23 protein-coding genes and 1 other RNA gene are annotated in these 23,388 nt (G+C 40.9%); 4 read left to right on the forward strand and 20 right to left on the reverse strand.

What is annotated here, in order from left to right; all coding sequences use genetic code 11:
- Nucleotides 1–128: 128 nt before the first annotated feature.
- From ABE613_RS04890 to ABE613_RS04920, 7 genes are all read right to left on the reverse strand, one after another.
- Nucleotides 129–1,505 carry a GNAT family N-acetyltransferase gene (locus ABE613_RS04890; RefSeq protein ID WP_235231909.1) on the reverse strand — a complete coding sequence of 459 codons (1,377 nt, stop codon included), beginning with the start codon at nucleotides 1,503–1,505 and terminating at the stop codon, nucleotides 129–131.
- Nucleotides 1,506–1,517: 12 nt separating this feature from the next.
- Entirely contained in the window at nucleotides 1,518–2,765 is a 1,248-nt protein-coding gene (locus ABE613_RS04895) for a competence/damage-inducible protein A (protein WP_235231908.1), read from the reverse strand.
- 2 nt (nucleotides 2,766–2,767) lie between these two features.
- Nucleotides 2,768–3,310 (reverse strand): CDP-diacylglycerol--glycerol-3-phosphate 3-phosphatidyltransferase, encoded by a 543-nt coding sequence (gene pgsA, locus ABE613_RS04900; protein ID WP_235231907.1) that lies wholly within the window; start codon nucleotides 3,308–3,310, stop codon nucleotides 2,768–2,770.
- On the reverse strand, nucleotides 3,310–4,632 hold the full coding sequence (rimO, locus tag ABE613_RS04905) for a 30S ribosomal protein S12 methylthiotransferase RimO (RefSeq protein ID WP_347375843.1): 1,323 nt from the start codon (nucleotides 4,630–4,632) through the stop codon (nucleotides 3,310–3,312). The genes pgsA and rimO overlap by 1 nt, the downstream gene beginning before the upstream one ends.
- An 85-nt stretch (nucleotides 4,633–4,717) precedes the next feature.
- Nucleotides 4,718–4,954: a DNA-directed RNA polymerase subunit omega gene (gene rpoZ, locus ABE613_RS04910; protein ID WP_235231905.1), complete on the reverse strand. Its 237-nt coding sequence runs from the start codon at nucleotides 4,952–4,954 to the stop codon at nucleotides 4,718–4,720.
- Nucleotides 4,955–4,957: 3 nt separating this feature from the next.
- Nucleotides 4,958–5,578 carry a guanylate kinase gene (gene gmk / locus ABE613_RS04915; protein ID WP_235231904.1) on the reverse strand — a complete coding sequence of 207 codons (621 nt, stop codon included), beginning with the start codon at nucleotides 5,576–5,578 and terminating at the stop codon, nucleotides 4,958–4,960.
- A 20-nt stretch (nucleotides 5,579–5,598) separates the two neighbouring features.
- Entirely contained in the window at nucleotides 5,599–6,480 is an 882-nt protein-coding gene (locus ABE613_RS04920; RefSeq protein ID WP_235231903.1) for a YicC/YloC family endoribonuclease, read from the reverse strand.
- 360 nt (nucleotides 6,481–6,840) lie between these two features.
- Between ABE613_RS04920 and ABE613_RS04925 the strand changes: the two genes are divergently transcribed.
- A complete protein-coding gene (locus tag ABE613_RS04925) occupies nucleotides 6,841–8,580 on the forward strand; it encodes an Rqc2 family fibronectin-binding protein (protein ID WP_235231902.1) in 1,740 nt (579 codons plus the stop codon).
- Nucleotides 8,581–8,598: 18 nt separating this feature from the next.
- Here the strand turns inward: ABE613_RS04925 and ABE613_RS04930 are convergent, their stop codons facing one another.
- The 3 genes from ABE613_RS04930 to pheA are packed head-to-tail and all read right to left on the reverse strand — an operon-like array spanning nucleotide 8,599 to nucleotide 12,435.
- Nucleotides 8,599–9,936, reverse strand: coding sequence for an MATE family efflux transporter (locus ABE613_RS04930; RefSeq protein WP_347375844.1), 1,338 nt, complete (start codon nucleotides 9,934–9,936; stop codon nucleotides 8,599–8,601).
- 37 nt (nucleotides 9,937–9,973) lie between these two features.
- The gene (locus tag ABE613_RS04935; RefSeq protein WP_235231900.1) at nucleotides 9,974–11,263 is read right to left on the reverse strand and encodes an ATP-binding protein; all 1,290 of its coding nucleotides are present in this window, start codon (nucleotides 11,261–11,263) and stop codon (nucleotides 9,974–9,976) included.
- A gap of 41 nt (nucleotides 11,264–11,304) precedes the next feature.
- Nucleotides 11,305–12,435, reverse strand: a complete 1,131-nt coding sequence (gene pheA / locus ABE613_RS04940) for a prephenate dehydratase (RefSeq protein ID WP_347375845.1) — start codon at nucleotides 12,433–12,435, stop codon at nucleotides 11,305–11,307.
- A gap of 84 nt (nucleotides 12,436–12,519) precedes the next feature.
- Between pheA and ABE613_RS04945 the strand changes: the two genes are divergently transcribed.
- From ABE613_RS04945 to ABE613_RS04955, 3 genes are read left to right on the forward strand one after another with little or no spacing between them, the layout of a single operon-like run.
- Complete coding sequence (locus ABE613_RS04945; RefSeq protein WP_235231898.1) at nucleotides 12,520–12,903, forward strand: putative ABC transporter permease; 384 nt, start codon at nucleotides 12,520–12,522, stop codon at nucleotides 12,901–12,903.
- A 56-nt stretch (nucleotides 12,904–12,959) separates the two neighbouring features.
- The gene (pyrB, locus tag ABE613_RS04950; protein ID WP_235231897.1) at nucleotides 12,960–13,877 is read left to right on the forward strand and encodes an aspartate carbamoyltransferase; all 918 of its coding nucleotides are present in this window, start codon (nucleotides 12,960–12,962) and stop codon (nucleotides 13,875–13,877) included.
- A gap of 12 nt (nucleotides 13,878–13,889) precedes the next feature.
- Nucleotides 13,890–14,336 carry an aspartate carbamoyltransferase regulatory subunit gene (locus tag ABE613_RS04955; RefSeq protein WP_235231896.1) on the forward strand — a complete coding sequence of 149 codons (447 nt, stop codon included), beginning with the start codon at nucleotides 13,890–13,892 and terminating at the stop codon, nucleotides 14,334–14,336.
- On the opposite strand, the gene rnpB is transcribed toward ABE613_RS04955, so the two are convergent.
- From rnpB to ABE613_RS05005, 10 genes are all read right to left on the reverse strand, one after another.
- An RNA gene (rnpB, locus tag ABE613_RS04960) (RNase P RNA component class A) lies at nucleotides 14,337–14,699 on the reverse strand.
- 40 nt (nucleotides 14,700–14,739) lie between these two features.
- Complete coding sequence (gene rnhA, locus ABE613_RS04965) at nucleotides 14,740–15,219, reverse strand: ribonuclease HI (protein ID WP_235231895.1); 480 nt, start codon at nucleotides 15,217–15,219, stop codon at nucleotides 14,740–14,742.
- Entirely contained in the window at nucleotides 15,220–15,909 is a 690-nt protein-coding gene (locus tag ABE613_RS04970; protein ID WP_235231894.1) for an MBL fold metallo-hydrolase, read from the reverse strand.
- 4 nt (nucleotides 15,910–15,913) lie between these two features.
- Nucleotides 15,914–16,384: a MogA/MoaB family molybdenum cofactor biosynthesis protein gene (locus ABE613_RS04975; protein WP_235231893.1), complete on the reverse strand. Its 471-nt coding sequence runs from the start codon at nucleotides 16,382–16,384 to the stop codon at nucleotides 15,914–15,916.
- A 56-nt stretch (nucleotides 16,385–16,440) separates the two neighbouring features.
- The gene (locus ABE613_RS04980; protein WP_235231892.1) at nucleotides 16,441–17,118 is read right to left on the reverse strand and encodes an LrgB family protein; all 678 of its coding nucleotides are present in this window, start codon (nucleotides 17,116–17,118) and stop codon (nucleotides 16,441–16,443) included.
- Nucleotides 17,111–17,497 (reverse strand): CidA/LrgA family protein, encoded by a 387-nt coding sequence (locus tag ABE613_RS04985; RefSeq protein WP_235231891.1) that lies wholly within the window; start codon nucleotides 17,495–17,497, stop codon nucleotides 17,111–17,113. Before ABE613_RS04985 ends, ABE613_RS04980 begins: the two co-directional genes overlap by 8 nt.
- A 142-nt stretch (nucleotides 17,498–17,639) precedes the next feature.
- Nucleotides 17,640–18,788, reverse strand: a complete 1,149-nt coding sequence (locus ABE613_RS04990) for an iron-containing alcohol dehydrogenase (RefSeq protein WP_347375846.1) — start codon at nucleotides 18,786–18,788, stop codon at nucleotides 17,640–17,642.
- Between the two features lie 100 nt (nucleotides 18,789–18,888).
- Entirely contained in the window at nucleotides 18,889–19,485 is a 597-nt protein-coding gene (locus ABE613_RS04995) for a hypothetical protein (protein ID WP_347375847.1), read from the reverse strand.
- Between the two features lie 74 nt (nucleotides 19,486–19,559).
- On the reverse strand, nucleotides 19,560–22,454 hold the full coding sequence (locus ABE613_RS05000) for a multicopper oxidase domain-containing protein (RefSeq protein WP_347375848.1): 2,895 nt from the start codon (nucleotides 22,452–22,454) through the stop codon (nucleotides 19,560–19,562).
- A gap of 3 nt (nucleotides 22,455–22,457) precedes the next feature.
- The gene (locus ABE613_RS05005; protein WP_328282587.1) at nucleotides 22,458–23,372 is read right to left on the reverse strand and encodes a DUF2935 domain-containing protein; all 915 of its coding nucleotides are present in this window, start codon (nucleotides 23,370–23,372) and stop codon (nucleotides 22,458–22,460) included.
- Nucleotides 23,373–23,388 lie beyond the last annotated feature (16 nt).

A 23,388-nucleotide genomic window follows, 5' to 3' on the forward strand; every position in this document is an offset into this window, starting at 1 on the left:
ATCTTTAACACCATACTTGTTTATATTTTCTCACATTATTCTACATTCGTCAATTGTTTTTCATTTGGGTACACCACATTTTTCAAAAGGGGACGTAGTAAAACCAAAAAATACTACGTCCCCTTTTTTTACATTTTTGCTGTCACCCACGAAAATCCCAAATCATGGGAATCATCTTTTTTATAATTTAAATCGTATCCTACCTGAACTCCTTCTTCATCCATGTAATAATTGACAATGTAAACGCCATCAAGGCTGTCGCCTTCCAGGGTTTTTTTGATTTCTTCTTTGCTTAATTCTGACAGGAAGCTGTCGTTTTTTGTTTCGTCACGCATATTTTGAAGCCATTGATCAATCACTTCATCGTTGATATCTACCAGATCTTTTAATTGGTATGTTTCTCCAGTTTTGGGATTGATATTGCATGTTCTGAGATGCTGGGAATAATATTGGCTTCCGCCTTCGTAATTATAATCTTCATAGGCGATACTTATTAGGTCATCTGACGCATAACATACTTTATATTTTGCATAGCTTATCAGCATAGGATTTTTTTCGCTGATCACTCTTTCTTTTATCGTATTAGAAGGATTATTATAGATTTCATTTACTGTCTGCATTGCACAATTCTTCAATGCTTTATTTACTTTTTCTTCTATGTCGGCATCTGGTAATCCATGAACGACCGGATATGTTACATTGAATTCAATCAACATAGATTCCTTTTCTCGATCAGAAAATGAGTATGTATCTTCCGTTATTTCATACGACAAATTTTCTTCGATTTTTTCTGGAATTGATTCAATTCCTTGTAGATTTTCTTCATCTGTTGAATCTTCTTTTTCTTCATTTGGAAGATCATATTCGTGATTTGGCTCTTCTGCAAATTCTTCATAAATGTCTGGAACATCATAGATATTCTTCTGTATACTTTTTAGCAGTTTGACTTCACCAACAAACAGTCCGATAACTATGACCATACATATAATACTTACAATAATAATCGGTTTTTTAGATTTCTTTTTTACAGGTCTTACCAACCCAGGAATCACATACATTTCTAATGGAACAGAACGAATACCATTTACTACTTGTTCTTCCGCAGTCACATGCATTCCCAGATGTATATATTTTTGCACTGCCTGTGGCGCTGAATTTACAGTAATTGTTTTGACACAAAGCTGCTGAGCACAATAATTATAAACACACTGAAACAGCATCCGACCAATGCCTTTTCCTCGATACTGTTTTCTTACAAAGAACAGACTGATATGTCCATCGTTTTTGACTGCGATTGTACCGCATAATTCTGTACCTTGAAATGCACCAAAGAAGAATATTTCTCTTCTTTGGCACATTGTATAAATGTTGTCATATTTGATGAACTTCTGGAACTCAGCAACACCTTCCGGAGTATAAGAAGGTGCAATTTCATCTGCAAATACATCCCATACAAGATGAAGTGCCGGCAGCAGCTCGTATTGTTGCAGCATTCTTATTTCCATGATTCAACCTCCTTAGGCATGATACTTCAATAATTCCTCACGAAGTAATGTCAAAGCCCTTGCGACCGCATATTCACGATTCTTGTCGCGATTGCCAGTAAAATAAAATTCTTCTACCCTGACATGCCCTTTTACATAACATCCTACGTATACAAGTCCAACTGGCTTTTCTTTGGTTCCGCCACCAGGTCCTGCGATACCGGTCACACTTAGAGCTGCATCTGCCCCTGTAGCTTCCGCGACGCCACGCACCATCTCACAGGCTGTCTGTGGACTGACTGCTCCATATTGCATCAAAGTCTCTCTTTTTACCTTCAGCAGACGTTCTTTTGCATCATTAGAATAAGTAATATAACCTTCCTTATATACATTCGATGCTCCTGCTACATTCAAGATCCTGCCTGCAAGAAGCCCTCCGGTACAAGACTCAGCAGTTGTGACCGATAGTTTCTTCTCTTCAAGTATTCTCACAATTGCCTCTTCCAGAGAGATATTTTCTTCCGTGGTATAGATCTTATCGCCAAACCGATGGAATAATTCTTCCATTACAGGAGCAATTAATGCGTTAGCAGCTTCCTCATCTGCTGCTTTGGCAGTTACCCTGAGATGTACTTCTCCAGTCTTAGCATAGGGTGCGATCGTTGGATTCGTCTGTGTATCCATCAGATCGGCAATCATCGTTTCCACTTTGCTCTCTCCGATGGAACATATTTTTATCATTTTCGAATAGATTCCTTCAGGCTGCAGACGATTCAAGTAAGGTGCAATGTCTCTTTCAAACATCGGCTTAATCTCATTTGGCGGTCCAGGAAGAAGAATTGCAATCTTGCCATTCTCTTCTAATATGAGTCCTGGTGCTGTTCCGTTATGATTGTCAACCACGATTGCACCGTCAGGGACCAATGCCTGCTTCCAATTGTTTGGAGTTACTTGGTTACTGTGTACCTGGCGAAAATATTCTTGGATTCTTTCTTTTGTATGTGTATCTTCACGTAGCTCTTTTCCAAATACCTTTGCTGTTACTTCTTTTGTCAGATCATCCTTTGTTGGACCAAGACCTCCGCTTAGAATAACGATATCTGCCCTGGAAAGTGCTAGACGGACCGTATCTTCCAAACGTTCTTCGTTATCTCCTACTACACTCTGATGAAAACAAGATAACCCCAACATTGCACATTTTTCCGCAAGATAGGCTGCATTCGTATTGATAATATTACCTAATAGAATCTCTGTCCCTACGGAAATCAGTTCTACTGTCATTTTTACATGCCTCCCTGTGTCAATACCTGTACGTTCTTTGCAATATAATCAACCAAAGATATGATTGTCAATATTAAGGATGCCCATATCAACACAGTTCCAATCACGTCAAATACACCTCCGAGATCCATGATCAATACAATAATCATAAACATCTGAGAAACGGTCTTAAATTTCCCCCAGTAACTGGCAGCGATCACAATTCCGTTATCTGATGCCACAAGGCGGAATCCACTGATAATAAATTCTCTGGCAATTATGATAATTACAAACCAGGCCTGAAGTTTCCCTGATGGAATCATACAGATCATTGCAGAACATACCAACAGCTTATCTGCCAATGGATCCATAAACTTCCCAAAATTTGTCACCAGATTTCTTGCACGGGCAATCTTTCCATCCAACATATCTGTAAGGCTTGCCACACAGAAAATCACCAGGGCGATCCACTTATTCGCAGATCCACCTACATCTGTCAGCATAAAAAACACAAAAAAAGGTACCATAATTATTCTTAATACAGTTAATTTATTTGGTAAATTCATTACATCAACTCTCCTATCAAATCATATTCTAATGCTCCAGTTACTTTTACCTTAGCAAAATCACCGGACATCAGTTCTTCATCAGTATTTATAAAGATCAGCCCATCTACATTTGGTGCATCCTTGTAGGTCCGTCCTACATAAGCATTTTCATCAGCAACTTTTCCTTCTATCATGACAAGAACTTCTTGTCCAATCATATCTTCTGCCTGATCAAATACAATATCCTGCTGCAATTCCATCAGTTCTGCCTGACGTTCTTGCTTCACTTCTTCTGATATCTGATCCGACATCTCCGCTGCCGGTGTATCTTCTTCCGGCGAATAAGTAAACACTCCCAGACGGTCAAATTCCATCTCATCTACAAACTCCATCAATTCCTCATGCTGTTCCTGTGTCTCACCGGGGAATCCGGTAATCAGAGTAGTACGAAGAGCAATATCCGGAATCTCCTGGCGAAGTTTTCTTACAATCTTCTTCAGCTGCTGTTTCGAAGTTCTTCTTCCCATTCGTTTTAAGATAGTGTCATTCGCATGTTGAATCGGAAGATCAAGATAATGACAGATTTTCTTTTCTTCTTTCATTACTTGAATTAATGCATCATCAATTTCTTCTGGGTAACAATACAAAATCCGAATCCATCGGATACCATTTATTTTACATAATTCACGCAACAACTTACTCAGAGACTTTTCCCCATAAAGATCCTTTCCATATAAAGTCGTCTCCTGTGCTACCAAGATCAGTTCCTTTACTCCCTGTTCGGCCAATTCTTCTGCTTCTTTTAAAAGCCTTTCCATTGGTACACTTCGGTAATTGCCGCGAATCTTTGGAATGATACAATAAGTACAATGCTTATCACATCCTTCTGCAATCTTTAAATATGCATAATGGCCGCCCGTTGTTACCAATCTCTTTACATCTACTAAAGGCAATGCATCAACATCTGCCAATTTTAAATGCCCATTACCTGCAAGGGCTTCCTCCACTGTCTCTACAATTTTATCATAAGATGTTGTTCCAAGCACAGCATCTACTTCTGGTATCTCTTCCAGAATTTCTTTCTGATACCTCTGAGCAAGACATCCAGTCACAATCAATGCCTTCAATCTTCCCTTCGTCTTATACTGCGCCATTTCCAGAATCGTCTGTATACTCTCTTCCTTTGCATCATGGATAAAACAACAAGTATTGACCACAATAACATCTGCCAATGTCTCATCATCTACCATCTGATATCCTTTTGCATCTAAAAGTCCAAGCATTACTTCCGAATCCACAAGATTCTTATCGCAGCCAAGAGATATAAATAATATATTCATTCTTTCCTCCTCCCAATTATTGTGAAGAAAGGCAGATACCTCACGGCATCTGCCTTATATTCACGTCAAACCGTATATGATTCTCTTACTCTTCTTCTCCAACCACTTTAATCTTGGCCTGATTCAGTTCATCAATAGCGATAGATAACGGTTTTTCGCTGTCCTTCACAGGCACAAGCGGCATAGCTCCGTCAATAATCTCTCTTGCTCTCTTGGCAGTAGCCATAACAATAGAATAACGGCTGTTAACAACTTTTGTTTCGCCTTCTTCTACATCCTTATTTACTACCTTCATTAAATCTGTGTAAGATGGGTGTAACATACACTATTCTCCTTTCAATTCTGCTTTCATATTCTCTATAAATTCTATATTACGAAAACTTCTTCTGTGTTCTCCCTGGATAATCCGATGCATCTGTTCAACACAATCCTGAAGTACATCATTAATGATCAGATAATCATACTGATCCATGCCCTCAGCCTCTTCTTTGGCACGGTTCATACGGAAATCAATCACATCCATGGTCTCCGTTCCTCGTCCTACCAGACGATTGCGTAATTCCTTTGCAGTCGGTGGTGTCACGAACAATAACAACGTCTCCGGAAACTTCTCTTTCACTTTCAAGGCTCCTTGAATCTCTATCTCAAGGATAACATCCTTCCCAGCATCTAACTGTTCTTCTACATATGCTCGCGGCGTCCCATAATAATTATCCACGTATCTAGCATACTCTATCAATTCATCTTTCGCAATCATTTTTTCAAATTCTTCCACTGTTTTGAAAAAATATTCACGACCATCTTCTTCACCCGGACGCGGATTTCTTGTAGTGGCAGATATGGACAACGCATAATTATCGTACTGACGCATCATTTCTTTCATAATGGTCCCTTTACCGGAACCAGAAAATCCAGATACAACAATAAGAATTCCTTTTTCCCTCATGAATTTATCCCCTCTTTTCACTACTCAATATTCTGAATCTGTTCTCTGACCTTTTCAATCTCTGTTTTTAAATCAATTCCAATATTGGAGATTTCCAGATCATTCGCTTTTGACAGAATCGTATTCGCCTCTCGATTCATCTCCTGCGCAATAAAATCAAGCTTACGTCCAATTCCACTTTCCTCAGACTGGAGTGTCTCTTTCATATGTAAGATATGGCTGCGGAGTCTGACCACTTCCTCATCTGTACATATCTTATCCGCAAATATCACTACTTCTGCAGCAATCCTCCCCTCTTCAATCTGAGTATCCTCTAACAATTCATGTACCTTCGTCTCAAGCTTTTCTCGGTACTCAGCCACAATCTGCGGAGAACGTTCCTCAATAACGTCCACCAGTTTCAACATACCGTCTAGCTTATTGATAATATCCGTCTTCAGGTTCTCACCCTCCAACGCTCTGGTCTCAACAAACTGCTTGATCGCACCATCCAGAGCCTTTTTCAGTCCATTCCACAATTCTTCTTCATCCATCAGCTGCTCTTCCATTGTCAACACTTCCGGATATCGTGACAGTGTAGAAACACGAATATCATTTTCCAGAGAAAACGATTCCTCCATCTTCTTAAAATAGGTCAGATATTCCTCTGCAAGCTTCTCATTATACTTCAAAGAAACCTGACTTTCAGACAAATCCTCATAGGTAATAAAAATGTCAACCTTACCTCGCTGAACACTTTTCTTTAATAAATTACGAATTGCACTTTCAAAAAAATTCAGTTTCTTTGGCATACGAATATTGGCATCAAGATAACGATGGTTTACCCCCTTCATCTCCACAGTAAACTTCCGCTCCCCATCAGACACCTCACAGCGTCCAAATCCTGTCATACTTTTTATCATATTATGGACCTCTTCTAATTCTAATATATTTGTAACAATCGGCACTTACACCATTGTTTATTATAAGTCATTTGGCAAATCCCGTCAACTATGTTATGATATAGCAATGAGCAGTGCAAAAACACATAGGAACATAAAATCCTGCTGGCAGGATTTTATGAGACTATGTGTTTTTATAGGGCGAATGCCCTCAGCGAAAGAACTTTGTTCTTGAGCTGGCACTGTGGGCCCTATCTGGTCTGCATAGGGCGAATGCCCTCAGCGAAAGAACTTTGTTCTTGAGCTGGCACTGTGGGCCCTATCTGGTCTGCATAGGGCAAATGCACTACGGACTTTATCTTAGTAGAAAGGAACCATATTATGGCATTTGACGGAATAACTGTTGCTGCAATCGTTCAGGAATTACAATCGAACCTTGTCGATGGGCGAATTGCCAAGATTGCCCAGCCGGAACCTGACGAATTGCTGCTTACAATCAAGACACCACAAGGACAAAAGCGCCTCTATATCTCGGCCAGCGCTTCCCTTCCTTTGATATATTTAACCGACGAGAACAAACCAAGTCCTATGACTGCGCCTAATTTTTGTATGCTTCTTCGGAAACATATTGGTAACGGGCGCATCACTTGTATTTCTCAACCTAAATTAGAACGAATTATTCATCTGGATATTGAACACTTGGATGAACTTGGTGATCTGTGCAAGAAAAAACTTATTATAGAAATCATGGGAAAGCACAGTAATATCATCTTTTGTGATGATAATGGAATGATTATTGATAGCATTAAGCATGTATCGGCTCAAATGAGTTCCATTCGTGAAGTATTGCCGGGACGCCAATACTTCATTCCTGATACAATGTCAAAACAAGATCCCTTAACTGTAGATCTCGAAGCTTTTATCACGATTCTACAAAATAAACCAATGCCTCTCAGTAAGACAATCTATACCAGCTTTACTGGTATAAGTCCTGTTGTTGCAGAGGAAATCTGTTATCTGGGTGCTTTAGACTCAGGAATAAGCGCTAATAATCTTTCCAAAGATGTACTGACTCATTTATATCGACAATTTATCTATTATATAGAAGATGTTAAATCCGGCAATTTCCATCCAACAATCTATTATAATAGAAATGAACCGAAAGAATTCAGTGCTCTCCCCCTTTCTCATTATCAAGAGTACACAGAAAAAGAATATGATTCTATCTCAAAAGTGCTTGCTACGTATTATTCTACTAAGAACACATTGACCCGCATTCACCAGAAAAGCGCTGATTTACGTCACGTAGTTCAGACTTCGCTGGAACGGAATCGTAAAAAATACGATCTTCAGACAAAACAGTTAAAAGATACGGAAAACCGTGAAAAATATAAAGTATATGGTGAATTAATCAACACTTATGGTTACAATCTTCCCTCTGGCTCAAAGGAATTAACTGCGCTAAATTATTACACGAACCAGGAGATTACCATCCCTTTGGATCCTACCAAAACACCACAAGAAAATTCACAGAAATATTTTGGGAAATATAACAAACAAAAGAGAACTTACGAAGCACTGACAGGACTGATTCAAGAAACCGCAGATGATATTCAATATCTGGAATCTATTAGCAACTCTCTTGATATTGCCAGGAGCGAGGCAGATCTCGCACAGATTAAAGAAGAACTCATACAAACCGGCTATATCCGCAGGAAATATTCTAAAAAGAAGGTTAAGCTTACCAGTAGGCCAATGCATTATATCTCCAGCGATGGCTATCATATGTATGTAGGAAAGAATAATCTCCAGAATGACGAACTGACCTTTTCTTTTGCCTCTGGAAACGACTGGTGGTTCCATGCGAAAGGTGCTCCGGGATCTCACGTGATCGTAAAAACCAACGGTGATGAACTTCCGGATCGTACATTTGAAGAAGCAGGGCGATTAGCTGCATACTACTCTAAGAACCGTGGCAGTGATAAAGTAGAGATTGACTACGTAGAGAAAAAACATGTCAAAAAACCTAACGGTGCCAAACCTGGCTTTGTGGTATACTATACGAACTATTCTCTAATGATTGATTCTGATATATCCAATATAAAAGCTGTGCAAGATTAACTGCACAGCTTTTTCAGATTATCCGATACGTACGGATCTTTTTATCTTTCTCATTACTATGAATCCTGTCACATCTGCCAACAGCCATCCGATTGGAATTGCCCACCAGATTCCCCATACTCCAATCTCTGGAACAGGAGCCAGTATATATGCCAATACGACTCGTGTGCCCAGAGATATCACCGTCAAGACTACTGACATCTCCGGCTTTCCGATAGAACGATAATATCCATATAGAAGGAACAGGATTCCAATGCCACAGTAGAAACTTCCCTCTACCCGAAGATATCCTACACCGACCTGAATAATCTCCTTCTCCTGCGGACTGATGAATATCATCATCAGATAAGCCGCAAAAATAAATACCATTACAGACACGATGATACAAAAAAGCACAGATATCATAACTGCTGAACGGACGCCCTTTTTTACTCTGTCCTCTTTTCCCGCGCCATGGTTTTGCGAAATGAAGATAGAGAAAGCATTACTGAATTCCTGTGCCGGCATGTATGCAAAAGAATCTATTTTTACTGCCGCTGCAAAAGCCGCCATAACAATCGTTCCAAAACTGTTCACCAGACCCTGAATCAGCAAAATTCCGAAATTCATCACAGATTGCTGGATACTGGATGCAAAAGAATATCTCGCCATTTCCGGCATCCGTCCCATAGACTGGCGTGCCCTTTGAATGCTGATTCGAAGCCCAGGCTCTTTCCACCATGTATATATGGCAATTCCGATTCCTGCAGCTATCTGTGAAAATACAGTGGCAAATGCTGCTCCTTCAATTCCCCAATGCAATTTCATGACAAATATCACATCCAGAAGAACATTCAATACAGAGGAAATTCCCAGAAACCAAAGTGGTGTCACAGAATCACCCACTGCACGGAGTAAAAACGCATAATAATTATATAAGAACACAAAGAAGATTCCCCAGAAGATGCTCCAGACGTAATCATGCATCATACCCATTAAAGAATCTGGAATATTTAAGAATCTAAAGATAAAATCTATCTTTACAAAGACCAGGATATTCATCAGTACAGATATTCCACCGACTAAAAGGAAAGATGCCACTATTCCATCCTTCAGCCGCTCATAATCCCTTTTTCCATAATAAAACGAAAATAACGTTCCACTTCCCATACACATTCCTATTAATATAGAAGTCAAAAACGTCATCAAAGTATAGGCAGCTCCTACAGTTGCCAATGCCTCAGCGCCAAGGACCTGCCCTACGATTATCGTATCCACGATATTATAACACTGTTGTAACAGATTTCCCAATATCATCGGTCCCGAGAACAACAGCATTGTTTTCGAGACATTTCCTTCTGTCAGATTCTTCCCCATAACTCTATCTTGACTCTCATCTTATACCTTTTGTTTTTTACTGAGTTCCTGCCAGATAGTCAATGAACTGCTGTGCAGTTCTTCCAGACAATCCACCGTGGCTTAATTCCCACTTATTAGCCTCCAACAGAAGCTTTTCCTCTGGCATCTCAATACCATTCTTTGCTGCCAGCTGGCGTACGATTTCCTGGAATTCCTTCTTGTCCGGTTTTCCAAAATAAATAGTCACACCAAATCTTGCAACCAACGACAGTTTCTCTTGCACGGTATCATTGGTGTGAAGTTCCTCATCCCGATCTTCCTTATCCTTAAAGGTCTCACGAATCAGATGTCTTCTATTAGAAGTTGCATAGATCAGAACATTCTCTGGCTTTCTTTCCAGACCTCCCTCAATTACTGCTTTCAGATATTTGTACTCAATTTCAAACTCTTCAAAAGAGAGATCGTCCATATAGATAATGAACTTATAATTACGGTTTTTGATCTGTGCGATCACATCATTCAGATCCTGAAACTGATGCTTATACACTTCAATCATTCGAAGTCCCTGATCATAATACTGATTCAAAATAGCCTTAATGGATGAAGATTTACCAGTCCCCGCATCACCGAACAACAGGCAGTTATTCGCCTTTCTTCCTTCTACAAATGCCTTGGTATTGTCTATCAATTTCTTTTTTGCAAGTTCATAACCAATCAAATCGTCCAAATGTACATGTGCAATATTTGTAATTGGAACGATCTGTGCACCTTCTTCTGTATGTTCAACACGAAATGCCTTATGAAGTCCAAGCTTACCTACCCCAAATTCTTTATAAAACTGTGTAAGAGTTGCCTTAAATTCCTCTACATCTTTTGTCTTTGCAAGGCTTCTGCTAAGATCACAGATTCTGTCACGGACTCTTCGATTAAATACCTTACCATACCCACTAGTTCCCTGATATTCCATCAGAATTGACAGACATTTGGCATCCAGTGCCTCTTCCAACTCCTTAAAATTATAATCAAATAATTCTTTAAAAATGGCAAAATCATGTAAAGCTACCTGATTAATGCTTCCTTCCACTTCTCCAACAATTTCACAAGAAGTACTGTAAGCATTTTCATGGCTTGCCAACAGATAGGTCAGATAATTGTGCCACAGATTTCCTTCAAATCCATGACTCACTGCCATTTCCAATATCTCATTGACAGACTCGAATAATAATCCTTTCAAGTCTTCCTGATTGTAATAATCGTTGTCATAATTTTCCATAAGAAACGTCATATCCTGAAGAATCTGTCCGTCTTCCATATGTTTGTATAGCATCAATTCATTTGTTCTCATCTTCGTCACTCCCTGGTATTTCTCTATATGTCATCTTCCGCTTAGTAATTTCCTAAGATTTTAAGACTGCGACTCTCTTCTCTCAGTCCGCGGATTGCATTTTTCACAGCCGCATCAGCAAGGTTACCTTCAAAATCAACGAAGAAACGGTATTCCCAGTTTCTTCCCTCAATTGGTCTGGACTCAATCTTGCTCATGTTCAGATCATTATAGATAAAATGCGAAAGTAAATGGTACAAAGATCCGCTTTCGTGAGGCACTTCAAAGCAGATACTGATCTTCTTCGCATCTTTCAAAAATATCTTCTGATTTGTAACAACGATAAATCTTGTAAAATTATTTGGATTATCATTGATATTATCTTCGAGGATCTCCAGTCCATGTACCTTTGCAGCATATGCACTGCAGACCGCCGCCTGAGTCATATCCTGTTCATCAAGGATCTTCTTTGCGGCAATCGCGGTGTTTGCAACACTGATCTGCTGCCAATCACTATGTTCATCCAGATATCTGGATGCCTGCATCAATGCAACACCTTTCGAATATACCCGTTCAATATCTGACAATTTCGTTCCTGGGAGTCCGGACAACGTGTGCGTGATCGGAATAATGGTTTCTGCTACGATATAATTTTCAAATTCTACCAGCAGATCATACATCTCATCTACAGCTCCGGCTGTTGTATTTTCAATTGGAAGCACTGCAAAGTCAGCTGCCCCCTCTTCGATAGACTCCATGGCATCTCGAAATGTCCGCACATAAAAGCTATTGCAGTTTTCTCCAAAATAATCTTGCATTGCAGCCTGACTATAAGCTCCTTCTGTACCCGGGAAAACAATTCTTGCATGTTCTGCATTCAGGCTGTCTACCTCAATAAATGGAAGACGGCCAAGTGCTCCGGCTTCCACCAGCTGCTGATATTGTTTCTTACGACTGATAGACATCAACTGTTCAAATATTTCCCGAATCCCTTTTTTATTAAAATCCGTAGTTGCTTTTGCTGCTACATTCTGTAATTTATCATGTTCCCGCTGACGGTCAAATACCTTAATCCCGTTACGAATCTTATATTCTCCCACCTCTTCGGTAAGTTTTGATCTTTGCTCATATAACTCTACGATCTGATCATCTACCTGATCTAATTTCTCTCTTAATTCCTCTAATGTCGACATCTGGCAATCTCCTTTACACAAACTAATCTGTATTATAATACATTTTTCGCATAAAATCCACCTTCCATTGGCATACTTATTGTTATGAGACACAATTTTTTAACTTGTGGAACTGCTGGCTGGTGCATGGAAATCCTTTTTACCGGCCTTCGTTCTCTTCGTGAAGACAATCCGAAACTTACTGGGAATACTTCTATCTGGATGTTCCCCATCTACGGAATGGCTAGCTTTCTATCTCCAATCTGCAGGCGATTAAAAGGAAAGAGTATATGGTTAAGAGGAGGGGTCTATACATGTTGTATTTTTATTGGAGAATATGTCACAGGCTCTTTTCTGAAGAAACATAATGCCTGCCCATGGGATTATAGTAATGCTCCGTTAAATATTGATGGTCTGATACGACTGGACTATGCACCTCTATGGTTCGGCGCTGGACTGTTGTTCGAAAAAATTCTCAACAAACATTGAAAATCTTTCGCATTTATTATATGATGTATGAAAGATTTTCGATGTGGGAGGTTATTATGAGACACTTGATGAGTCCACTGGATTTTTCCGTGGAAGAACTAGACAAATTAATGGATCTGGCGGTTGATATTGAAGCCAATCCAACGAAATACGCGCATGCCTGTGAGGGGAAGAAATTAGCGACCCTCTTCTATGAACCAAGTACAAGAACAAGATTAAGTCATGAAGCTGCCATGTTGAATCTGGGCGGGAGCATTCTCGGATTTTCATCTGCAGATTCCAGTTCTGCCGCCAAGGGAGAAAGTGTATCCGATACCATCCGTATGATTTCCTGTTATGCAGATATCTGTGCAATGCGCCACCCAAAAGAAGGCGCACCTATGGTAGCCAGCAAGCATGCTACAATCCCTGTAATCAATGCAGGCGATGGCGGGCATCAGCATCCGACCCAGACACTGACCGATTTATTGACCATTCGTTGTCTAAAAGGTCATCTCGACAATATGACCATTGGTCTTTGTGGGGACTTGAAGTTTGGCCGTACGGTTCACTCTTTGATTCATGCATTAGTCAGATATCCGGGCATCAGATTTGTTTTGATTTCACCGGAAGAATTAAGACTTCCAAGCTATATCCGCTCCGATGTTCTGGACAAGAATCATATTCCATATGAAGAAGTTGTTCGTCTGGAGGATGCAATTCCGAATCTGGATCTACTCTATATGACTCGTGTACAGAAAGAACGTTTCTTCAACGAAGAAGACTATGTAAGAATGAAGGACTTCTATATTCTGGATGCCAAGAAAATGCAGCTGGCCAAAGAAGACATGTATGTTCTCCACCCACTGCCACGTGTCAATGAGATCTCTGTTGAAGTTGACGATGATCCAAGAGCAGCTTATTTTAGGCAGTCCCAGTATGGTGTATATATTCGTATGGCATTGATATTGACATTGTTAGAAATCGAAGTATAGGGGGATATGAACATGGTAAATAACACTTTGAATGTAGGACGTATTGAAGAGGGATTTGTATTAGATCATATTCAGGCCGGCAAAAGTATGGAAATCTATAAATACCTTCACTTAGATAAATTAGACTGCTGTGTTGCTATTATTAAAAACGCAAAAAGCAGTAAAATGGGCAAAAAAGACATTATGAAGATTGAATGCCCAATTGATTTTATTGACCTGGATGTATTAGGATTCATCGACCACAATATCACGATTAATATTATTAAGGATTCTGAGATTGTAGAGAAGAAATCCCTGCATCTTCCAAAAAAGATTACGAACATCATCCGATGCAAGAATCCAAGATGCATTACCTCTATTGAGCAGGAATTGGACCACGTATTCGTATTGACCGATCCTGAAAAAGAAATCTATCGATGCATGTACTGTGAAGAAAAATACGATGGCAATCGAAAATAAAAAGCAAGCAAGACGATAAGCCGGGTTATGTCGTTGAGTAATCATCTATCTAGACCCACCGTTGCCGATGGGTTCCAGCGACCTACCTAAGACGTGACGGGCCGCCACATTGTCTTTATCCGGTCTTGCTTCGGATGGGGTTTACATATGCCCCTGCTGTTACCAGCAAGGCGGTAGTCTCTTACACTGCCCTTCCACCCTTACCTGTGCAGAAGGAGTCTTCTGCACGGGCGGTTCATTTCTATTGCACTTTCCTTGGAGTCGCCTCCACCGGACGTTATCCGGCATCCTGCCCTGTGAAGCCCGGACTTTCCTCACCTGCTGCCTTTCGGCACTTACAGCTGCGATTACTTGTCTTACTTGCCTTGGTTACTATATCACATCTTATTTTAAAATACAATTCTTATTTTGCAATTCCCTCATCCACGATCAGATCATTCCCATCAGCCGCCGTTGTCGCCAATGTATCACATCGTTCATTCTGAGGATGTCCATCATGACCTTTTACCCAGATAAATGTAACATGATGAGGTTCCTTTGCTTTTAATAAACGTTTCCACAGATCGACATTCTTGACCGGTTCATTCTTTCCCCTCTTCCATCCCTTTTTCATCCATCCGTCAATCCAATGCTGATTAAATGCATCCACGACATATTTGGAATCTGAGTAAAGTTCTACCTCACATGACCGGTTCAAAGCTTCCAGCCCGGCTATCACTGCCATCAGTTCCATCCGGTTATTCGTGGTACGCTGATATCCCTGGGAGATTTCTTTTGTGTGCAGTTCTCCTCTTGAGTCTACATATTCCAGAACTGTTCCATATCCTCCTGGTCCATCCGGATTCCCCCGGGCAGCGCCATCTGTATATATTTTTACCTGCATTTACATACTCCTTTCAAACACCTGTTGTGGTCGGATCACATGCATCACTCGATTTTTGTATTCTTCCGCAGCCGGATTCTCCATCAAACGTTCATATATATCATAATCTTCCCACATATGCATAGGGAAGATACATCTTGTATCCGTATGCTTCATAAAATAATCAAGTCCCCAGTAATATTGTTCGCCCTGCCTCGGATCCAGCGGCACAAAAGCCACATCTATCCTCTCTCCCTCTATCTTCCCGATCTCATTCTGAAACATTCGCTTCATCATCAGATTATAAGTTTCACTTTCCTCTTCCCAGTGCCACCAGTTCAGATCTCCGGCATGATAGATCACTTTGTCACGAAAGCGTACAAAGAACGCTACACCCTCATCGGTAGAGCGAAGCGTTCTAATCTGTAACTCATCTACTTGTATTTCCTGACGAGGCCCTATATAAATAGTCTTGCCATCCGGTCCTTCCGCCATAATATCATCTGACAAAATATATTGTATATTCTTATACCTGTCTGCCCATTGGAAAATTTCTTTTTTAAAATGATCATAATGAACATGGCTGGCAAATACATAGATTTTCTTTTCTTCTGTAATTGGAGGAAGATATCCTTTATAATAATCAAAGATCAGGACAATATCTTTCTCTTCCACCACATATCCACTATGGTTCAAATAAGTAATACGCATTCTTTTAAGCCTCTCCCTGAATGACATCTACTGCATGCATGATCTCTGGAAGCAGATAACGGAGACTTTCCTTAACTGCCTGCGGCTTACCCGGCAGATTAACAATCAATACATCCTTACGGATACCAGCTGTACTTCTATTCAGCATAGAACGCTTTGTCAGCTGCATGGTATGGGCACGCATAGCTTCCGGAATGCCAAGCAGCGGTCTTTCTACCACATCCATGGTTGCTTCCGGTGTACAGTCTTCCGGACCGCATCCAGCTCCGCCTGTCGTCAGGACAAGATCTGTCAGATGCCCATCTGCCAATCTCTCCATGACTGTTGATAACACTTCTCTATCTGTTGGAAGAGCTCTCATAAATACAATCTCAAGTCCTGCTTCTTCCACGATCTTCTTAATCACTTCTCCACTCTTATTTTCTTCATTTCCTCTGTATATATCAGTGTTCGCTGTGATAATCGCAACTCTCATATTGTACCTCCATCTAATTTTTCATCAGTGTTCATATATTTTATATATTATATCTTTTACAGAAATAATGCAATGATAACCGTGCAAATTCCAGCAACCCCCATTGCGACTCCGCTGACTGCACCTTCTACTTCTCCAATCTCGAGTGCTTTCGCCGTTCCTATTGCATGACTTGCGGTCCCAAAAGCAACACCTGTTGCCACTGGATCTTTGAGACGAAATAATTTGATCAAAAACGGATGGATGATTGCACCGACAGTTCCACAGATGATCACTGCCATCATCGTGATGGATTTTAATCCGCCTAATTGCTCCGATACATCCAGGGCAATCGCCGTGGTCACAGACTTTGGAAGTAGCGAATATATCATCTCCTCATGCATTACCAGCATACGGCACAAGATTACTGTACTTCCCATCGACAAGATGCTTCCAAGCAGGCATCCGATTACAATTGGGAAAAATTGTTCTTTCAGAACCGCCCGCTGCCTGTAGATGGACAACCCAAGCATCGCAGTCACCGGTACAAGAAACATGGATACAAATTGTGCTCCTTCCATATAATCATCGTAAGAGATATGTAACACCTTCATCACAAGAACACAGATTACCATGGCAATCAAAAGCGGATTTGCAATCGGTGATTTTATTTTCTTCGACACCTGTCCGCCGATATAGAAGGAAAAGACAGTTAACAACACACCAAACAAAGGATTTGACCAGATTTCACTCATGATTCTTTTCTCCTTTTTCTCCTATTTTTTTCATACAGATCTGAACAGCCCTCACAGATGCATAGGTTCCAAGGAATGTCAGAACCAATGAGATCATCACAACCACAACAAACCCTACGATCTGCCCTTTTAAAAGTTCTAGATCCTCAATCATTCCTATTGACAACGGCACAAAGACTAACGCCATATTGGACAGCAGAAAATCTCCTGTCTCCTGAATCTGTTCTTCTTTTAGTGTCTTTGTTCCTAGTAACAATGCAAGTATCAATATCGCCATGACACTGCTTGGAAATGTAATCGGAAGCAGCGAAACGATAAACTCTGCTATAAGACAAAGACACAAAATAATACTTAATTGCTTTAATATTTTTCTATGCATATTCTTTCTCCCTGCTTTTATCATTTGCATCACATTAGATTGAACGCACTGTAACAGTATAACATAAAAACAGCGCCAAGTTCTACCCCTGGCGCCATTTCTGTATTCACTTTCTCGAAATCTGGTCCATAGATTTCCAATGTTACATTGCTTTATGATACAGCATCTCAATATCTTTTAATGTAGACTGTCTTGGATTAGCAGCAATATTACCACTCTTCATTGCATCTGCCGCCATCTGTGGAATCTTATCTTCTGTCACACCAACCTCTGATAATGTCTTTGGAATTCCAAGATCCGCATTCAGCTTCTTAATCTCTTCTACCAGCATCTCCGGTCTGAAATCAGAAACAGGTTCCTTTTTCTCACGGATGTAATTGTAGATCTTTTCATACCGGCCGTGATCTGCAAGTGCATTATATTCTACAATGACTGGAAGAAGAATCGAATTCGCCACGCCATGTGGAACACCGAAGAACGCACTGACCGGATGGGACATAGCATGGACATTGCCAAGTCTTGCCCATGCAAATGCAATACCAGCGAACATACTTCCTGACATCATCGCGCAGGCAGCTTCTTCATCTTGACGGTTTGCGACGAATCGGCGGATATTTCCTCCTATCAGCTCCATAGCTTTTTCTGCCATCGCATCTGAGAATGGAGATGCTCCCAGAGAAGTATATGCTTCCCAGGCATGGATCAGCGCATCAATACCACAAGATGCTGCAATTGATGGTGGTACAGACATGATCATCTCTGGATCCAGCAATGCGTATTTTGGAAGCAACTCGTAACTGAATACTGTTAATTTATAATTTCTGGAGGTATCCGTAATAACAGAAAATGCAGTAACCTCGCTTCCGGTTCCTGCCGTAGTTGGAATCGCAATGATTGGTTCAATGGGACCTGGTACCAGATGTGCGCCTTCATATTCCACAATAGATCCACCATACCTTGCCAGTACACCAACTGCTTTCGCCACATCCATCGGACTTCCTCCACCTAATGCTACAATACTGGTCGCTCCAGACTCTTTATATATCTTCGTTGCCGCATCCACCATATCAACCGTTGGATTCGGTAAAATATCCAGGAATGTGCAAGTCTCAATTCCCGCATCTTCAACAATTTTCTGAATCTTCTCAACAACTCCTAATTTTTCCAGGCCATGGTCAGAAATAATCATCATTTTTTTAGAACCACATTTTTCCAGCAATTCTGGCAGTCTCTTTAATGAGCCCATTCCAAACACGATGTCCTGAGGTACTTTAAACGTATAATCCTTCATTTTCCAATCTCCTTTGTTCCTTCAATTTAACATAAAAAGGAGTCACATAGAAACATGTGACTCCTTTGTCATGACTATTATACTACTTTTCTCCTCAGATTCAAGTCCTTTTTCCACAGATGCATGCGAAAGTTCTGTGGCATACATCCTTACATTTTCTCTTAATTCCATGTTTCATTACACGGAAGATTCCCCACATACCGGATTCTACATCCCATTTCAGACTTCCGGACCGATATAGGTAATCTCCCGGACAGGAAGCACCCTCTTTCAATTCCAGATTGAATGTATTTCCGATGCTGACTGCTCCTTGTACAGAGATGATTCTGGAATGAGAATCCTCTGGCTGCTCCTTCCACTCATGTCCATGTATGCAAAATCCAACATTTCTAGGTTTATCAGCCGGCATCATCGTACGGAAGATGACTCGATCTCCTGCATAAGCTCTGAATAACGGGGTTGCCGGATCACCATGAACTTTACTGCTGAATATCTTCGCAATTCTTGAATCCCGTTTTAGTCTGTTTGCATATCTTTCCGAGCGATAATTGTATCCCTTTTCTCCTGTATCTTCTGCATCTACTTCTTCCCTTTCGCCTGCTGCTGTCTGAATCAGCTTATTCTCTTTATCCAGCAGAAGAATTCCGTTTTGTACCAATACTACACACTCGCGGAAATGCTCTGCATCCGGCGGCACAATGACAGCTTCTTCATCATAGATTGCTTTCTTAGGAGATGAATTCTGATACCACTTTGATCCTGCCGGTTCTATTAAAATTGTTCCGAAGAGTCATATAGCGGATCATATTGTAGGACCTGCGGATTCAGTGAAACGCGCATTGATGGCCTGTGGGCAATATCCAACGGTACTTTCGGATAATCATAATATGGAACTGGTTTTCTCGGATCAAACAGATTGTGAAGCGTTACTTCAATCCAGTCACCCGCGTTTGCCCTTAGGATCAAAGGTCTTGGTCTTTGCTTTCCAGTCAGAACTCGTTCTGCATCATCAATCGGAACAAAAAGCAGTCCATCGGGGTCATGATCCCCATATTCATTATATAGAATATTCTTTTGAATTGCTGCAACTTCATAACGGCGTATGACAGCATTTCTTCCGGGACATGGCGGAAGCGGAAGAATCTGATTTTTCTCCTTACATAATGGCTTCAGACATTTTTCCTGATGCTGATACACACGGATAATTCCCCATAATCCTAACCAGGCATCGTCAATTCCACCAAAATAATACAGATAATCCCCCGGACCATACGACTTTGTAATCCGAATATTGAATGCTTCTGATATCCCCAGTGTCTGAGAAGCTACATCTGGTGACACGATATCTGCAACTTCTTTTTTCCAAGACATCCCAGTAATATTCAGAGCATGCTGTTCTTCATGTGCCCCATCCAGCAGGCGGATCATCAATTCATCTCCCGGATACGTCTCCAAAACTGGCGTTGCAGGATCCCCATGAACATAAGAACTAAAAATATAAGCCGGATCATTATTTCCAGAAAGTCTCTCCCGCATTGGTTCACAGCGATAATTGATCCCCATCACTCCAGGATCATCATGAGATCCAGGAACTTCCGGCGGATTCAGCGCTTTTCCCTTCTTATCAAAAAGCAATGCAAAATCATGGACAAATAAAGCATACTCCCGGAACGATGTTCCATCACGCCTGCGTATGACTGCTTTGGTACCATATGGCAATATTTCTCCTGTGCGTATATCGTGAAATGTTGCACCTGCTTCTTCTATGACTAAAGCGCCAAACACTCTATGCTGCTGGTGTGAATTTGCGAATAGATGATCATGGAAGAATACCGTTCTTAACTCCGTATTAGCAAAGAAACGTTCTATCAATGTCTCATACTGTCTTGCTCCTGCAATATTATTCCATCCATTCGCTGCTCCATCAGATACAATCGTGTCGAATTTTACCAGATGAATATGGTATCCCACGATATCCGTTTTTGTCTCCATCTGGAATGGACTCGCATTTAAATATTCCGGCAGAAGATTTGTCAATCTCACTTCAATACAATCACCTGCATTTGCCCGGATGACAAGCGGTTCTACCTGAATCTGTTCTTTTTCTACTTTTCGAATATAGGATTCCAATCCCCCATGTTTTTCCAGTTCTTCCTTCATTACAAAGAATCTTCCCTGGGGATCATGCCATCCGTAACGATTGTATACTACCTTCGCCTGTACCAGCGCAATCTCAAAAATCTTCACCTTTTCATCCGTTTCTCCCCAACATTCACATCCATCATCTCCAGGGGAACGAGCATCGGTATAACATGGACAGGTATCTGTATAGAGCGCTCCAGGCTCAAAGTCTTCTACAAAATTCGCCCGTTCCAGTTCTGTTGGCTCAATCTGGTTATCACCTTCATTATCAACGATTCCCAACGGTGGTTGCAATGGTCTTTCTCCCGATTCACCTTGAATAAAATTCGGATATCCCGGATGTTCCTTTTCTTTCTTTGGCGGAAGAACTCTGTCTTTTAATGGCTGTAATGGCGGGATAACCGTTCCGTCTGGCAGGCATCCTGTTCCATCCTGCAGTCTGTCATAGATTCTCCACAAGGTCCACATTCCTTCATGGAAATGCGGATACAAATGGCAATGGAAAATGACATCCCCAATCGTTCTGTTCAGACTCCCTGCTCCGTGCAAGATATCCAACGTATAACATTCCTGAGGACTGATGGAAATAGAATCTATGATCGTAGAATTCGGATTTTGTCCTTCCAGTCTCCACTGATGATTGTGCAGATGGAATACATGCGTCTCTTTGATTCCTCCATGAACCAGACGGATCTTCGCCGGATCCCCTACATACGCCTTCAGGATCGGTGGCGCCGGATCTCCATAGACCCAGGAACTCATGGAAATATCTTCTCCCGTATCTGCATGTTCTTCTGTCAGCGGCATTCGGTTCCTCATGGGTTCTGCACGATAGCTGATTGCTGTTGTAGCAGAGGGAAGCCCTGTATGAGGATCTTTCGGCTGATTACCATCTTTGTCTTTGATTTCCAGTTCATCATGGAAAAATACCGCATATTCCCGAAAAGCAGGTTTCCAGGGATGATAGATATCTGCAAACAATCCACTTTCCAGCTCTTTTCCGCTCTCTGGGTCCAGCCATCTGGATTCTGCTTCTTCCACAATAATCGCACCAAATAATCCATGTACATTCGTACCATCTTCACTACTTCTGGTATCTCCCATATCCTGAAACAGATAGACTCCTTCTCGATCTGCATACCATGTATATAAAATCTGATTCTGCGTTGTTGTATCCTTATTATATCCTACACTGGCGCCATCCGAAGTCTGGACGTCATAAGCCAGTCCCTGTACATGTATAGACAATGGCCGATTCAACGAATGAGAGAAAATAATCTCTACTTTCTCTCCTACATTTGCCCGGATAACCAGTGGCTTCACTTCTTCATAAGGCTGTGGAATATCTTTCTGAAAATTCCGGATTGCATTTATGCATATTCGATCTGCATCCTTCTTTAACACATAGAGAAGACCATTTGGGTCATGATCTCCATATTTATTATATACAATCGGAATTTCTATCGCCTCTATCTCATAGCAGCGGACTTTTCTGCGCAATGAGTAATCACATAATTCCAACATCTTTTAGTAGGTCCTTTCCATTCCACATTCCAAGATTCGGATATAGTGATTGGCTTCCCGTAACACATGGTCCGCCAATAATGGTAATATGAGGGATGCAATCTCACAATTCAGAATACCTTCTGCTCCTGCCTCTTTGAATTTTCGATACTTTAATGTCTCTTCCAGAGATTTTCTCCGTATCCCATCCATCGCCTTACAATTCTGCGTCCTTGCCATTTCAAGTAATTCGCCATATTCCACTGCAAAATGATCTGCCGATTCGATTAATTCTGTCTCTGTCGGGTCGAGAAGTCCCCGGATAAACCATGCATGTTCCATCATGATCTGATTCCAGAACATCTCCTGATCTCTGATTTTTTTATAGGATACTCGCTGATCTTCAACCAAGTCAGTCAAAATTGACCGGTACAATTTTGCTTCCCTTAAAATGTGCTGGATTAACAATGGATAATTAAATGTAAATAAACATCCTTCCTCCACTTCTCTTAAGATACTTTCCTTAAATCCTATCAATTCATCCAACAAATGAATAGCCTTTCGATTCAACTGATCGATCGAACGTATCATTCTTTTGTGTCTATTGCCAGAACAATCTGCTTCAAGCTGTTGTTCTGCCATTGTAATTCTATGGTCAATCGAAATTCCCGTTAACTGACTAGTTCTTCTCTCTGCCTGAAGTGTGAACTGTGTGACCAGTTCTTGTGATTTCAATATCTCATGGTTCATCAGGCCACAATTAAACTGCATGACCTGACGCAACAGATTCTCGAACTCATTACGCAGTCGGTCTGCTCTTTGAATCCACTGTGTTTCTTTGCATGGGAATCCTGCCTCAAGAAACAATGCGTGTTCCTTCATGATTCTTGCAAAAAACAGGTGTGTTTCTATTGATAATGTTACATAATTTTCCATCATCTTGCATATTCCTGTT

This window comes from Dorea chungnamensis, from assembly GCF_039832125.1.
Lineage (GTDB): Bacteria > Bacillota > Clostridia > Lachnospirales > Lachnospiraceae > JAFBIX01.